The organism is Flavobacterium sharifuzzamanii, from assembly GCF_003254585.1.
Lineage (GTDB): Bacteria > Bacteroidota > Bacteroidia > Flavobacteriales > Flavobacteriaceae > Flavobacterium > Flavobacterium sharifuzzamanii.
This window is the reverse complement of sequence record NZ_QJGZ01000035.1, coordinates 144,590-159,341: the sequence shown is the minus strand read 5'-3', so window position 1 is coordinate 159,341 and position 14,752 is coordinate 144,590. Positions and strand designations below refer to the sequence as shown.

The 14,752-nt window shown below is 33.2% G+C and carries 13 protein-coding genes; all 13 read right to left on the bottom strand.

What is annotated here, in order from left to right:
- Nucleotides 1–4: 4 nt before the first annotated feature.
- Nucleotides 5–1,996, bottom strand: a complete 1,992-nt coding sequence (uvrB, locus tag DMA14_RS05835) for an excinuclease ABC subunit UvrB (RefSeq protein ID WP_111423843.1) — start codon at nucleotides 1,994–1,996, stop codon at nucleotides 5–7.
- A gap of 155 nt (nucleotides 1,997–2,151) precedes the next feature.
- Complete coding sequence (locus DMA14_RS05830) at nucleotides 2,152–3,090, bottom strand: alpha/beta fold hydrolase (protein WP_111423994.1); 939 nt, start codon at nucleotides 3,088–3,090, stop codon at nucleotides 2,152–2,154.
- 85 nt (nucleotides 3,091–3,175) lie between these two features.
- Entirely contained in the window at nucleotides 3,176–3,412 is a 237-nt protein-coding gene (locus tag DMA14_RS05825) for a uroporphyrinogen decarboxylase (RefSeq protein ID WP_111365373.1), read from the bottom strand.
- A gap of 81 nt (nucleotides 3,413–3,493) precedes the next feature.
- Complete coding sequence (rlmF, locus tag DMA14_RS05820; protein ID WP_111423993.1) at nucleotides 3,494–4,444, bottom strand: 23S rRNA (adenine(1618)-N(6))-methyltransferase RlmF; 951 nt, start codon at nucleotides 4,442–4,444, stop codon at nucleotides 3,494–3,496.
- 214 nt (nucleotides 4,445–4,658) lie between these two features.
- Nucleotides 4,659–5,321: a thiamine diphosphokinase gene (locus tag DMA14_RS05815; RefSeq protein WP_111423842.1), complete on the bottom strand. Its 663-nt coding sequence runs from the start codon at nucleotides 5,319–5,321 to the stop codon at nucleotides 4,659–4,661.
- Between the two features lie 121 nt (nucleotides 5,322–5,442).
- Nucleotides 5,443–5,889: a DinB family protein gene (locus DMA14_RS05810; protein ID WP_111423841.1), complete on the bottom strand. Its 447-nt coding sequence runs from the start codon at nucleotides 5,887–5,889 to the stop codon at nucleotides 5,443–5,445.
- A 5-nt stretch (nucleotides 5,890–5,894) separates the two neighbouring features.
- Complete coding sequence (locus DMA14_RS05805; RefSeq protein ID WP_111423840.1) at nucleotides 5,895–6,374, bottom strand: GyrI-like domain-containing protein; 480 nt, start codon at nucleotides 6,372–6,374, stop codon at nucleotides 5,895–5,897.
- Between the two features lie 2 nt (nucleotides 6,375–6,376).
- Entirely contained in the window at nucleotides 6,377–7,198 is an 822-nt protein-coding gene (locus DMA14_RS05800; protein WP_111423839.1) for a DUF4249 domain-containing protein, read from the bottom strand.
- A gap of 30 nt (nucleotides 7,199–7,228) precedes the next feature.
- Nucleotides 7,229–9,610, bottom strand: a complete 2,382-nt coding sequence (locus DMA14_RS05795; protein WP_111423838.1) for a TonB-dependent receptor — start codon at nucleotides 9,608–9,610, stop codon at nucleotides 7,229–7,231.
- Between the two features lie 142 nt (nucleotides 9,611–9,752).
- Complete coding sequence (locus tag DMA14_RS05790; RefSeq protein ID WP_111423837.1) at nucleotides 9,753–11,972, bottom strand: NADP-dependent isocitrate dehydrogenase; 2,220 nt, start codon at nucleotides 11,970–11,972, stop codon at nucleotides 9,753–9,755.
- Between the two features lie 298 nt (nucleotides 11,973–12,270).
- Nucleotides 12,271–13,026 carry a hypothetical protein gene (locus tag DMA14_RS05785; RefSeq protein WP_111423836.1) on the bottom strand — a complete coding sequence of 252 codons (756 nt, stop codon included), beginning with the start codon at nucleotides 13,024–13,026 and terminating at the stop codon, nucleotides 12,271–12,273.
- Complete coding sequence (locus DMA14_RS05780) at nucleotides 13,019–13,813, bottom strand: hypothetical protein (RefSeq protein ID WP_111423835.1); 795 nt, start codon at nucleotides 13,811–13,813, stop codon at nucleotides 13,019–13,021. The genes DMA14_RS05785 and DMA14_RS05780 overlap by 8 nt, the downstream gene beginning before the upstream one ends.
- 510 nt (nucleotides 13,814–14,323) lie before the next feature.
- Nucleotides 14,324–14,674: a 50S ribosomal protein L19 gene (gene rplS, locus DMA14_RS05775; protein WP_111423834.1), complete on the bottom strand. Its 351-nt coding sequence runs from the start codon at nucleotides 14,672–14,674 to the stop codon at nucleotides 14,324–14,326.
- Nucleotides 14,675–14,752: the final 78 nt, after the last annotated feature.

The window sequence follows — 14,752 nt, the reverse complement described above, 5'->3', positions numbered from 1 at the left end:
TTTTTTACGGTAATTGTTCCTGCAGTTTTTTAATTTCGTCACGAAGTTTAGCGGCTTGTAAAAAGTCTAATTCTTTAGCTGCTTTTTCCATCGTTTTACGCTTTTCACGAATCATTTTTTCCAATTCTGTTTTAGATAAATAAGCAGTTTCTGGCTCAGCTGCAACAGGAATCGGGTGCCCTAATTCGTACTCAACCAATGGATTTTTGGTGAATGCGCTTTCGATTTTTTTGTTTAATGCTTGAGGAACGATATTATTTTCGACGTTGAAATTAATCTGTTTGGTTCTTCTATAATTGGTTTCGTCAATTGTTCGCTGCATACTCGCTGTAATTTTATCAGCATACATAATGGCTTTACCATTTAAGTTTCTCGCCGCGCGACCAATAGTTTGTGTTAAAGACCTGTGATTACGCAAGAAACCTTCTTTATCAGCATCTAAAATAGCAACAAGTGAAACTTCTGGTAAATCCAAACCTTCACGAAGCAAGTTAACTCCAATTAAAACATCAAAAATACCTTTTCGCAAATCTTGCATGATTTCGATACGTTCTAAAGTATCAACTTCAGAATGGATATAGCGGCATCGAATGCTTACTTTGGTTAAATATTTAGCTAATTCTTCTGCCATTCTTTTGGTTAAAGTTGTCACTAAAACTCTTTCATCCAATTCGCATCGAATCTGGATTTCTTCAATCAAATCATCAATCTGATTTAAACTCGGACGAACTTCGATTTCTGGGTCTAATAATCCAGTCGGGCGAATAATCTGCTCAACATAAATACCGTCAGATTTTTGCAATTCGTAATCGGCAGGAGTTGCTGAAACGTAAATTACCTGATTTTGTAATGCTTCGAATTCTTCAAATTTCAACGGACGGTTGTCCATTGCAGCAGGCAAGCGGAAACCATATTCTACCAAGTTTTCTTTTCGGCTTCGATCGCCTCCATACATGGCGTGAACTTGCGAAACCGTTACGTGACTTTCATCTACAACCATTAAATAATCACTTGGGAAATAATCTAACAAGCAGAAAGGTCTTGTTCCAGCTTCACGTCCGTCAAGATATCTTGAGTAATTTTCAATTCCAGAACAATACCCTAATTCACGGATCATTTCTAAATCGAAATTGGTTCTTTCCTCGAGACGTTTGGCTTCCAGATGTTTTCCTATTTCTTTAAAATAATCTACTTGTTTTACCAAATCTTGCTGGATCTGCCAAATTGCGCCTTGTAAAACTTCTGGAGAAGTCACAAACATATTGGCTGGATAAATAGTTAACCTTTGAAATTTCTCTATAACCTGAGAAGTTTTAGCATCAAATGATTCGATTTCTTCTATTTCATCTCCAAAGAAATGAATTCGATACGCATCATCTGCGTAACTTGGGTACACTTCGACTGTATCTCCTTTAATTCTGAAAGTTCCAGGATTAAAATCGGCTTCTGTTCTGGCATATAAACTCTGAACTAAACTGTGCAATAATTTAGTTCGTGAAATAACTTGATCTCGTTTGATTTCAATTACGTTTTTCTGAAATTCGACTGGGTTTCCAATACCATACAAACAAGAAACAGAAGCTACAACCAAAACATCGCGACGGCCAGAAAGTAGAGAAGAAGTAGTACTCAAACGCATTTTCTCCAGTTCTTCATTAATAGATAAATCTTTTTCAATGAAAACTCCAGTCACAGGCATAAAAGCTTCTGGCTGATAATAGTCGTAATAAGAAACGAAATATTCAACAGCATTGTTTGGAAAAAACTGCTTGAATTCTGAATACAATTGTGCGGCCAAAGTTTTATTGTGTGCCAAAACCAAAGTTGGTCTTTGCACTTCCTGAATTACATTGGCAACAGTAAAAGTTTTTCCAGAGCCTGTAACTCCCAATAAAGTTTGATATTTATCTCCGTCGACTACACCTTGTGCCAATTTTTGTATGGCTTGAGGCTGATCTCCTTTTGGACTATATTCTGAGGAAACTTGAAATTTCATTTGCGTATACTGAAAATTTGGTTTTGTAAAGATACAAAGTTTGTATAAGTAAGTAGTTTAAAGTCTGTTCCGAATTGTACTAATTTGCATTAAATCTTTATTTTTGAATGAATGTAAATGCAAAGCATATTTGTAAAATGTGCGACAAAAAACTCTTAATCTAAAAAATTAATAACGGCATCATTTACAATTTTTGGCTGATCGATAGTTAGAAAATGTCCAGCATCTTTTATGACTTTAGTTTTGTTGTTTATTAGATGTTTTTGAGCTCGTTCTAAACTTTCTTCTGAATTGATGACATCTTTATCGCCAATTAAAACCAAAACAGGATTTTGAATAGATTCTAATTCTTTATCTGAAAAAGGCATCATTTTGAGCATGCTGGAATTGGATTTTGCATATTTATTGGCCAAATAGAATTGCCTTTTATAAATACGGCTTATGTTTTCTGGATGAGTTGAAAAAGTGTTTAATGTTTTGCTAAATTTCTTTTCGCTTGGAAAAAGTTTCAGCATTAATGCCGAAGTCGTTTTTCTTGGTTTATCAATAAATTTAAAAGTTTGCGCTGGACTTAACAGAACAATTTTATCAATTGAATTTGGTTTTTGAATGGCTAGTAAGGTAGCAATCCAGCCACCGCGTGAAGCGCCAATGATATCAAATTTCTTTAATTTATAGTAAGCAAAAACTTCATTGTAAAAAGTAACAATATCGTCTGATGAAAGCGGTTTTGCGGTTAAGTTGGACTTATTGGGTTCCATTATAAAATCTATGGCGTAAATACGATGATTTTTAGCGAAAGCTTGAATGTTGGGATACCACATGGAAGAACTGGCGTCCATTCCGTGAAGCAAAACCAGATCTTTTCCGTTTTTTGGTCCGGCCATTACAACATGTGCTGTTCCGAAACTTGTTTTTACATCTTCTTCAGTGTACGGAATGTTCCACAGTTTCAATGCTTTGTCATAAGCGGTTTGATAATTTGCTTCTTCATTTTTGGTTTTAAAGACGTAATCTTCAAACTTTGGTTTTTTTGAAGCACAACTTGTCACTAAAAAAAGTAAAATGGCTAATCGGGAATATAGTTTTAACATGGCAATAAAATTCAATTTTCAGCTTAAAGTTACGAGTAGAGCGGGCGAAAAGCGTATCAGAATTTTATTTTAAAATATCATAATTTTAAGATTTGTCGTTTTTGGAAGTCAAATAATAAATCTGAACAAATGCTAATATAGCATTCGGAATAATTACCGGCCAAAGCCATTGATTGAAATCTCTGTAATCGTTTAAAAAGATACCGTAAATGACAAAACAGATACAGCCAAACATATTAATGAATCGTATTGCACGAAGGTTTTTCAGCAAAAATCCTCCGACAATAAAAACAGATGCAAGATAACCAATGTATTCTGCCATGATATTGATTTTAAATAGTTTACAATAAATGTAGCAAAAGCAAACTATATAATCAAGATTTTGGTATTGGAAATGAGTATGTTAAAAGAAATATTTCTCAGAATTTGTATTTTCAAGAAAACTCCAAGCTACAATTCTGCTATTTTTTTGTCCTTGCGACATTTCGATTGTTTTTACAGAAACGGCGTTTACTTTTTTCAGGATTTTATAAATCGATGCTAAGTTTTCTTTTTTAGAAACTAAAGTTGTAAACCATAAAACCTGTGAAGGATATTTGGCACTTTCGTAAATCATTTGTGTGATGAATCCAATTTCGCCGCCGTTGCACCATAATTCTGCATTTTGTCCTCCAAAGTTTAAAACAGGATTTGTGCTTCTTTTTTCTTTCGGATTTAAATTAGAAACTTTTCTAGAAGTGCTTTTATGAGCTTCTTCGGCAGATGCGTGAAAAGGTGGATTGCACATCGTGAATGTAAAACGATCTTCTGATGTGATAATATTTTTAAAAATAAATCGAGGTTCGGTTTGCTGTTGTACACTAATTGAATCAATTAATTCTGGATTGGCTTCAATAATTTTAGCGCAATTTTCAATTGATTTTTTGTCAATGTCTGTTCCTACGAAGCTCCAGTTGTAAATCGAATTCCCTAACATCGGATAGATTAAATTTGAGCCTGTTCCGATATCTAATCCTAAGACTGTACTGGTTTCTGGAATTTGATTATTGTTACTTTCAGCCAATAAATCGGCGATGTAATGAATGTAATCTGCGCGTCCTGGAATTGGAGGACAAAGATAATTTTTAGGAATATCCCAGTTTTGAATGTTGTAATACGTTTTAAGTAAAGCTTTGTTTAATGTTTTTACGGCAAGCGGATTACTGAAATCAATGGTTTCTATTCCGTGTTTATTGATTGAAACAAAAGCTTTTAATTCGGGACAATTTGAAATGAGAAGTTCAAAATCATATCGGCCTCGATGAAGATTTCTTGGGTGTAAATTGTCTTTTTGTGAATTGTTTTCTGCTTTCATTTTCATTGATTTCGATTGCAAAGATAGGTATTCCTTTTTTGAGGAAAGGCTCCAGAGGAGTGTAATATTTATAGCTAGTTTAATTTATTATTACAACAAAAGCTCCAGCGGAGCGACATAAACAGATGTCGCTCCGCTGGAGCTTTAATTAGATCAAAACATTTTAATCTATAAATATTTCGTCCCGCTGGGACTTTTAATTTTTTTAATGCTCCTAATCAAAACACTCCATTAAAAGCAAATCTCCGTCGCGATGTGTTATAGTTACAATTCCGTCTTGTTCAACAGAATTACTGCTTCCTGTTCTGTAGCCCATTGTGAGTGTATCGTTGTTTAATTCGTATTTTAAATTGGTTGAAGAAATTCCGTTTACAACACCAATCGGAATTAACGAAATAGGTGTTTTTGCTGTATACCATTTTTCGAATTTTGTTGGCAGCAGGAATATTTTTGAATGGTCGTCAAGAATTACAATTTTGAGTAAATCTCTATAGCGAACAATTTGTGTAAGGTTTGTAATAGTATGATCGGCACGTTTTCCGGTTGCCCAAACGACATTTGCGGCAGGAATTTTTCTTTCGATAAGATAATCAAAAGCTTTTTCAAGATCAGTTTTGTCTTGATCTGGGGTATGAACGATTTCGATTGGAAATTGTGAAGTTTTATATATTTCAGGATCAAATCCACGATCAAAATCACCCAATAAAACGTCGACTTTTATGCCTAATTCAATCACTCTTTCAATAGCCGAATCTAAAACGATAACCAATGGAGACCATTCTAACAATTGTCCTAACAATTCGGGATCACACGCAGCGCCATTTGCAATTATTAATGCGGGTTCTTGATCGTCGCGGACTATATGATGTGATGACATGTGTAATTTTTTGAATGTGGTGCTAAGTTACTACTACAATTTTAGAATTCTATTTTTTTGCCACAGATTTCACAGATTAAAAGGATTAATCTATTTAATTCTTTTAATCTGTGGTAAAAAATCAAACATCAAGAAGTCGTCTATGATAATTTATCTGCCCTAAATGATAAGCCAAATGTGTTGAAAGATGAACTAAGAAAAATCCAGTTGTCATTTCTTTTTCGAAAACAATCTGTGGATAAATCGCTTCTAAATCGGCTTCTGTTAAATTATCAAGAGCATTGTTTACAACTGAAATTGTATCTTCGATTTTCTGAATTAATTCTGCTTTTGGGACATCTTTTAAAGAAAATTCTAAAGGACGATTTCTAACATAACCAGTTTTGCCAATTTCAGTGCCAATGAAGGCATTTAGATTTCCAATTAAATGAAGGCAGAGGTTTCCAGCAGAATTGGAAATATTTTTATCAATTGTCCAAATAGAACTTTCATTTTGATAGGATTCAATTTCACTTTTCAGTTTATTTAAATCTCGATTGAAAAGTGTTTTTAGCGTTTCTAGTATCATAATTATTATCTGTTTTTTATCGGAATCCAAATTTCTTCTTCAGAACTTGGATCATCTTTTTTGTATTTTTCATTCATTACAGCAAAATGAGGCCTATCGTCAACTGTGTAATCAGAATTTGGAAGCCAGTCTGCAAAAATATAATGATAGGTTTTATGTCCTTCTGAGGCTGGACCTAAATGAAGAAAAACGGCATACAAACCATGAGGTATAATAAGAGTTTCCATTCCATCTGGAATAGTTGAATAATCTGAAACTTCTACTGCTGCCCATTTTTGAAAACTGTCATTAGGGTCAAAATCATCAAAATGATTTTCTTTGTAAACCTCTAAAGAATATAAATTGGCATTAACTGTATTTCTAATTTCTTTTCGATTTGGCATAAAACCATTCCATAATTGAAAAGTTTTATTTTCAATAAAAGACATTTCTAAAAAATGCCCAATGAGTTTTTTTTCGTTTAAGGTTTTGATTATTGGTTTCATAATTATTCGATTTTGTACTTTTTTGTGCTGGTTTCGCTTAAGGAAAAATAGCCAAGAGGATAATTATCTTTATTAGTTACATTGACAATATTTCCTTTTACAGTTGCTGGAGGAGACTGAAATGGTCCGCCAACATTTGTTCCGGCAATACTTACTAGAATATTCATGTAATTGTAATATTGTTTAGAGATTCCGTAATGTGTTACTAGAATTTCATCTCCAGCTTTCAAATCTTCATCGTCGGTTACGCTATAAATTTCATTTCCTTGGTAAAATTTATCCTCAGAAACATAATAATTAGAAGTCACTTTACTCGAATAAACGTACTTAAATAAGTAATAGTTTTCTTCGTCGCCAGGATCTGTAAAATAACTTTTGATTTCAATGTCTTTTCCTGTAAAACCACCATCATTTTTTTGCTCAATTCTAGTAATAGGCGCTACTGATTTTAAAGTTTCATTTGCGATGTATCTACTTCCTCTGCTAATGACTGTTAATGTATATTGCTCGCCTACAACGGGTTTAAAATTAATGCATGAATATTGCCCAGTTTTTTTGATTTCAATAAAATTAAACTGTTCATTATGACTATCTTTTATATAAACAATCGCGCCAGAAACGGTTGGAATTGAATTTTCAAAATAACCAGTTGTTGTAGTCAGCTTTATGATCTGCTCATTTCCTGTCGTTCCTTTTTCCCAGTTTATTGATGCTTCAATAACCAGTCTTGGAGGAGCCGTGTCCAAATCAACATCTACTACTTCTTCACAGCTTGTAAAAAAAAGTGATGTAAAAAATACGATAAAAAAAACTAATTTTCTCATAATTATATCTTTAGTTTTTGAACTGATTTTTTAGAATTTGAAATTATAACTTACTGCTGGTACAATTCCGAAAATGGATAATTGCACCGCTTCATTTACCCCAGTATCAACATTTTGCCTGAAGTTGATTGATGCCGCGTTCATTCGGTTATAAAGGTTATATATACTGAAAACCCATTCGCCTTTCCAGTTTCTCTCTTTGTTTTTTCTTGGCGTTAAAGTTGCAGAAATATCCAAATGATTGTAAGAAGGAAGACGGTTTTCATTTCGCAAACCATAATTTGGAACTACAATTCCTAAATACTCATATTGCCCATTCGGATATGTTACAGGTTGTCCTGACTGCAATATGAAGTTAGCACCAAAAGACCATTTATCATTTAAATTATAAGCCGATGTAACGGCTAAATTGTGTGTTTTGTCATAAGCCGATGCGTACCATTTTCCATTATTAATCCCTGTTTCTTCTGGCGTTCTTCCAGGAGTCTGCTGTTCAGATCTTGATAATGTATATGAAATCCAGCCATTAAATCGACCTTTGTTTTTCTTAACCATGAGTTCTAAACCGTACGAGCGCATGTGGCCGTTTAAAATAACCTGTTCGATAGCATTGTTGGCAATTAAATCGGCACCGTCTATATAATCTAATCTGTTTTGTATTTTCTTATAGTACGTTTCTACTTCTAAGGAGTATGCGTCATTTGAAAAATTTCTAAAATAGCCTAGAGCTACTTGATCTGCAAGCTGCGGTTTTATATAATTGTCGCTTGGCATCCAAACATCAAGCGGAGTAGGAGAAGAGGTGTTAGAAATTAATTGAAGATATTGCGCCATTCTGTTGTAACTCGCTTTTATGGATTGATCTTCATTTAATTGATAAGAAAGAGAAAAACGCGGCTCAAAATTATCATAACTCTGAATGACTTTGTTTTTACTGAAATACTGAGTTGAGGTTGGTGTTCCTTTTTCGTAAATCTGCATATCAGAATTAAAAACCACGGCTTGATTATTGTCATAATAATTAATGGTCGAAGCGCCTAATCTGTAAAATAAGCTGTATCGCAATCCGTAAGCAACAGTAATTTTTTTAGAAAGCTGACTTTCTGCATCCAAATAAACAGAAGGTTCAAAAGCGTATTTTTTGTCTAATTGATCAGGATTTATTCCTGAATCCTCGCCAGTTGGTTTTATGGTTCCGGGATTAAAATCATAGTAGATTCCGTTTACGCCATAATTCAGTTTTAGTTTATCTGAAAGATAATGTTTGAAATCGTATTTAATGTTGTAGTTTTTGATTCCAGAATCCCAGTTGAATCCCGCAAAATCAAGATCTAATCCGTAATAATAATCGCTGTAAATTAAGGAGAGATTGGAGAATAATTTATTAGAATATAAATGATTCCATCTTAGGTTTAAAGTTGAATTTCCGTACGTATTGGTAAAGCTTTTGTTTAATCTAAAAACGTCTCGACCAAAATAACCGGATAAATACAAACTGTTGTTATCGTTGAGTTTATAGCTTAATTTGGTATTTAAGTCATAAAAATAGGCCGCATTATCTTTATCATCTTCAGAGAACTTTAGAAAAAGATGGGCATAAGAAGCTCGTCCTCCAATCAGAAAAGAACCTTTGTCTTTTACAATTGGGCCTTCAGCCAATAAACGGCTCGAAATTAATCCGATACCGCCATTCATGTGAAAATCTTTACTGCTTCCGTCTTTTTGATAAATTTCTAAAACAGAAGAAGCTCTTCCGCCATAGCGTGCTGGAATTCCACCTTTATACAGTTTTAAATCTTTAATGGCATCGGGATTAAATACAGAAAAGAATCCGAAAACATGAGAAGAATTAAAGATAGTTGCTTCATCTAAAAGAATCAGGTTTTGATCTGCACCGCCTCCGCGGACATTAAATCCTGAAGCACCTTCGCCTGCATTAGTAACGCCTGGAAGAAGTAAAATGGATTTTAAAACATCAACTTCTCCTAAAACAACAGGCATTTTTTTTATGGTCGAAATAGAGAGTTTGTTCACGCTCATTTCTGGCGATTTGACATTTATTTTGCCTTTGTTTTCTGTAATGACAACTTCTTGGAGTTCTTCGCCACCTTCTTTAATTAAGAAATTGCTTTTTGTATCTTGATTTAGAGAAATATGTTTTTCAATAGTTTGATAACCAACATAGCTGATTTCGATTTCGTATTCTCCTTTAGGTGCAGAAAGTGAATAAAAACCGTATTCGTTGGTTGTAGTTCCTATTTTTAGGGAAGGAATAAAGATATTTACTCCAATTAAAGTTTCGTTGTTTTTGCTGTCGCTGATAGTTCCGCTAAGAGTGAATTTTTCCTGCGCAAATGAGGTGAAAATCGTAAGAATAAAAAGAAAAAATGTGCAGGTATTTTTTGTAATCATTATGTTGATTTTGATTTACATAGTTAACAAATTCTTACTACATATTCTTACGGAATTTTTGTTAAACATAAGTTAAGATAAAAAAAGGACAACCTTTCGAGTTGTCCTTTTACTTATTTAGAAATACAAAATGTATTCTGAATTATTTGATTTTAGCAACAATAGCGTTGAAAGTTTCGCTTGGACGCATTGCTTTGCTTACCAATTCTGGTGTTGGTTGGTAGTAACCCCCAATGTTTTGAGGTTTACCTTGAGCACCAATTAATTCTGCATCGATTTTAGCTTCGTTAGCTTCAAATTCAGCTGCAATTGGAGTAAAGATTGCTTTTAATTCAGCATCTTTAGTTTGAGCAGCCAAAGCTTGAGCCCAGTAGAATGCTAAATAGAAGTGAGAACCTCTATTGTCAATCTGACCCACTTTACGAGCAGGAGATTTATCGTTTGCTAAGAATTTATCGTTTGCTTGGTCTAAAGTTTCAGATAAAACAATTGCTTTAGAGTTGTCTAAAGTTTGTCCTAAATGCTCTAAAGAAGCACCAAGAGCTAAAAATTCTCCTAATGAATCCCAACGTAAGTATCCTTCTTCTGTAAATTGCTCAACGTGTTTAGGAGCAGAACCTCCAGCACCAGTTTCGAACAATCCACCACCGTTCATTAACGGAACGATAGAAAGCATTTTAGCAGAAGTTCCTAATTCTAAGATTGGGAATAAATCTGTTAAGTAGTCACGTAAAACGTTTCCTGTTACAGAGATAGTATCTAAACCTTTGATGATTCTGTCTAAAGTAAATTCAGTTGCAGCAACTGGGTTTAAAATACGGATATCTAAGTTTGTAGTATCGTAGTCTTTAAGGTATTTTTGAACTTTTACGATCAATTCTCTATCGTGTGCTCTGTTTTCGTCTAACCAGAAAACAGCAGGAGTACTAGATAAACGAGCTCTGTTTACAGCCAGTTTAACCCAGTCTTGAATAGGAGCGTCTTTAGCCTGACACATTCTGAAAATGTCATTAGCTTCAACGTTTTGTTCCATTAAAACAGTTCCGTTTGCATCTACAACACGTACAACCCCATCACCTTTCATTTGGAAAGTTTTGTCGTGAGATCCGTATTCTTCAGCTTTTTGAGCCATTAATCCAACGTTAGGAACACTTCCCATTGTTTTTGGATCAAAAGCACCGTGTTTTTTACAGAAATCGATAGTTGCAGTATAAACTCCAGCATAAGAACGGTCTGGAATAACAGCAAATGTATCTTGCGCTTTTCCTTCTTTGTTCCACATTTGTCCAGAAGTACGAATCATTGCCGGCATAGAAGCATCAACAATTACGTCAGATGGAACGTGTAAGTTTGTAATTCCTTTATCAGAATTAACCATTGCTAAAGCTGGACCGTTTGCGATTGCTTGATCGATAGCAGCTTCAACTTCAGCTTGCTCAGGTCTTCCAGCAATTTTAGCATAGATATCACCTAAACCGTTTCTTGTGTCAACGTTTAATTCAGCGAATAAAGAAGCGTATTTTTTGAAAACATCTGCAAAATATACTTCAACGATAGCGCCAAAGATAATTGGATCAGAAACTTTCATCATTGTAGCTTTTAAGTGTACAGAAAGTAAAACTCCTGCAGCTTTAGCTTCAGCAATTACATCAGTAGCAAAAGCTTTTAATTTGCTTACGCTTAAAACAGAACTGTCAATGATTTCTCCAGCTTTTAATGGAGTGCTTGCTTTAAGAACAGTCGTAGTTCCGTCTTTGGCAACAAATTCGATTTTTACATCATTTGCTTCATTTACAGTCAATGATTTTTCACTTCCGTAAAAATCTCCGCCTGACATAGAAGCTACTTTAGTTTTGGAGTCAGCAGACCAAGCACCCATTGAGTGTGGATTTGCTTTTGCAAAGTTTTTAACTGCTCTTGGAGCTCTACGGTCAGAGTTTCCTTCACGTAAAACTGGGTTTACAGCAGAACCTAAAACTTTAGCATATTTTGCTTTAATTTCCTTTTCAGCATCGTTTTGTGGATCTTCTGGGAAATTTGGTACGTTGTATCCGTGCGATTGTAATTCAGCAATAGCCGCTTTTAATTGCGGTACAGATGCTGAAATGTTTGGTAATTTAATAATGTTTGCTTCTGGCTGAGTTGCTAATTGGCCTAATTCTGCCAATGCATCTCCAGTTTTTTGAGCATCTGTCAAAGAATCTGGGAAGTTTGATAAAATTCTTCCTGCCAGCGAAATATCTCTGGTTTCGATTTCAATTCCAGCTGTTGCTGTAAAAGCTTGAACAATTGGTAACAAAGAGTACGTTGCCAATAGAGGCGCCTCATCAGTTAAGGTGTAAAAAATTTTTGATTTATTCATTTTCTTTTTTTTTTATAATCGTATCGTCAGGAGTTAACGATGTAAAAGATATATTCGGCTCAAAATGAGCGGAGCAAATATAATAAAATCACAACGAAAACGGTTGAGTTTTGATAAGAAAAGACGAAATTAACAGATTGTTATTTCGAGCTCGTTAAATTGCTAAATCGATGATTTTGGTATTAAAAAATTACAGTTTTGTTAGCGATGAAAATAGAACATAAAAAAAACTCGTTTCAAGCAGTATGAAACGAGTTTTTTATAACATCTCAGTGTAAATTATTATAAAAATATTAAATTATCTACTAATTTTTTTTTCAATAAAATCTTGATATTTTTTTAGATTAGAAATTGAATCTTGCTTTAGTTCAAACTTATATTCGTATTGTGGAAATTTATTAGGGTTACCTTTGATAAATTGGGAGTTAAATATAGCCCTCATTTTTACTACTTTCATTTTTTTTATTGAATCAAGATCTTTAGATAAGGTGAAACTTGTATTTTTCATTTTGTTTGAAAAATATACTATTATGGTATCTGGATAGGTTAGATCTACTTTTGTTTTACATTTATATTTTTCTATTAATTTATAGCCATTTTGATCTTTTTTGGAACTAATAAATTGCATAAGTGACGGAAAGTAAAAGGTCTGTTTATAATATGCTTTTTTACTCAGAATGGAATCCATTCTAATTCTTTTTCCAGTCTTAGCATTTAGAGAATCATAATAGTATCCATATGACTCTTTTTCTTTAAGTAAAAAGTACTTGTTAATTACTTTTTCATTAATAATTGCTGAATCGTTTTGAATGTTAAATATGTCTTCAAATTCATATAAGGCATAATTTTTATAGTTAATGACCGCAACACTGTCATTTACTATAAAAAAACTTGCATCAGATTTAAAAACGGGAAAACTATTATGTATATATGTTTTGGTAATTTCATTTTTTTCAGTCTTTCTAATGAAAGATGATATAATAAACGAAAATATTGTAAGCCCAAAAATTGCTAATAATATTTTTGAGCTTGCAGCTTTATTGATTTTAGTCATTTATATTGAAATTATGTACAGCGCTATAATTTTTTTCTTTTGAAGTGGGTTGGCCACATACAGAACGTGAAAAAGTGACGTTATAGTTTAAATCCATAATAGAATTATATAGTCCAATAGTTGGTTGAGCATATATTAAAGAGTTTGATATTTCCCCTCCAGCGACAATTCCTTCTTTATAAATAGCATTGTGTGTTAAGCTTACCCATTGCCATTGCAATGAAGGGTCAGAATTTGTAACTTTTTGATGTGTACCTGTTTCGCTAGAGTTTAAAGTATATCCGGGTCCTGAGAAAATTATCCATTTATAATTTTTTCTTCTAGTTACGCCGTTTTCTTCGATAATTGTTGATCCTAAAAATTCTGAGGTTGGGTAAGAAGAAGCGATAAGGTTATTTATGCTTTCTTCACATGGATTTGGTTCTGGATTAGGATTGTCGCCATAACCACCTGAACCATCACCTGAACCACCACCAGTGCCACTACCACCAGTGCAGTATAGTAAATACATTACATCATAACTTCCATCGTCATAGGTTTTGACAACATAAGTACAAACTTGTTCTTCAAGTTTTGTTTTGTTGCTTGTTGAAGTTATAGATTTTTTTGAAATTGTACTATAAGAATCTATTTTATCATCAATATTTAAGACGGTTACAGTGCCTTCAAAATCTGTTTTTATGTTGTAAAAATTAAAATTTTCATCCTTGAGGTCAAAATTTTCTTTTTCACTTGTGATTAAAACATGCGATAGTTTGTATGTAAGTTTATTGTCTTTAATAAACATCAATCTATTGTAAGATTTAATTATTTTATCTCCTTTTTTTATTTCTGTATTATTGTTTAAAGTAATAGGAACCTCTACAACCTTCCCTTTGCTACCATCAGTTATTATGGCTTGATCCCAATCAATTTGTTTAGTATAATTCAGAATTGTTAATTTTGGATTATTTTTTTCAAGCCAATTTTTTGCTTCAATAACCGCTGGGTTGGCATTAGATTGGATTGTACTTTCATTTTCACAATTTGAAAAAATAATTGAAAAAAGTAATAAACATAAAATTTTAATGGTTTTTTTTGGTTTTCATAGTGTTAATACTGTTAAATGTTTGTTAATGACTACGAATGTAAGTAAAATTTTATGATTTAAATTTATTATTGAAAAAAAAAATTCAGTTCAAAGATAAATAAAGCGGTAGAGAGAACTTTCTAGAGAGTTTCCATAAGTTTTAAAACAAAAAAAAATCCCAAATCTGAAATATCAGTTTGGGACTTTTGTACTTTAGAAAAAAATAAATTATCTTCTTTTATCTTTAATCTTAGCTTTTTTACCAGTAAGTTGTCTGAAGTAGAAAATTCTAGCTCTACGTACAGCACCTTTCTTGTTAATTTCGATTTTTTGTAAAGCTGGTAAGTTTACTGGGAAGATACGCTCAACACCAACAGATCCAGACATTTTACGGATAGTAAAAGTTTCTGTAACTCCAGAACCTCTTCTTTGAATCACAACTCCTTTAAAGAACTGAGTTCTTGTTTTTTCACCCTCTTTAATTTCGTAGAAAACAGTGATTGTGTCTCCAGCTCCGAAATCTGGGAAATCTTTTTTAGCAACGAATTCGTCTTGAACGAATTTTAATAAATCTGCCATGATAATTTAAATTATGGTTTTTATATTAGAGCAACATTCACGGATCTCGCCAGAGGTTGGTCAAATTCGGGTGCAAAT

Bases quoted from the DNA above. Each gene is read 5' to 3' on its own strand.
- uvrB (WP_111423843.1), bottom strand. From the start codon at position 1,996: ATGAAATTTCAAGTTTCCTCAGAATATAGTCCAAAAGGAGATCAGCCT.
- DMA14_RS05830 (WP_111423994.1), bottom strand. From the start codon at position 3,090: ATGTTAAAACTATATTCCCGATTAGCCATTTTACTTTTTTTAGTGACA.
- DMA14_RS05825 (WP_111365373.1), bottom strand. From the start codon at position 3,412: ATGGCAGAATACATTGGTTATCTTGCATCTGTTTTTATTGTCGGAGGA.
- rlmF (WP_111423993.1), bottom strand. From the start codon at position 4,444: ATGAAAGCAGAAAACAATTCACAAAAAGACAATTTACACCCAAGAAAT.
- DMA14_RS05815 (WP_111423842.1), bottom strand. From the start codon at position 5,321: ATGTCATCACATCATATAGTCCGCGACGATCAAGAACCCGCATTAATA.
- DMA14_RS05810 (WP_111423841.1), bottom strand. From the start codon at position 5,889: ATGATACTAGAAACGCTAAAAACACTTTTCAATCGAGATTTAAATAAA.
- DMA14_RS05805 (WP_111423840.1), bottom strand. From the start codon at position 6,374: ATGAAACCAATAATCAAAACCTTAAACGAAAAAAAACTCATTGGGCAT.
- DMA14_RS05800 (WP_111423839.1), bottom strand. From the start codon at position 7,198: ATGAGAAAATTAGTTTTTTTTATCGTATTTTTTACATCACTTTTTTTT.
- DMA14_RS05795 (WP_111423838.1), bottom strand. From the start codon at position 9,610: ATGATTACAAAAAATACCTGCACATTTTTTCTTTTTATTCTTACGATT.
- DMA14_RS05790 (WP_111423837.1), bottom strand. From the start codon at position 11,972: ATGAATAAATCAAAAATTTTTTACACCTTAACTGATGAGGCGCCTCTA.
- DMA14_RS05785 (WP_111423836.1), bottom strand. From the start codon at position 13,026: ATGACTAAAATCAATAAAGCTGCAAGCTCAAAAATATTATTAGCAATT.
- DMA14_RS05780 (WP_111423835.1), bottom strand. From the start codon at position 13,813: ATGTTTATTAAAGACAATAAACTTACATACAAACTATCGCATGTTTTA.
- rplS (WP_111423834.1), bottom strand. From the start codon at position 14,674: ATGGCAGATTTATTAAAATTCGTTCAAGACGAATTCGTTGCTAAAAAA.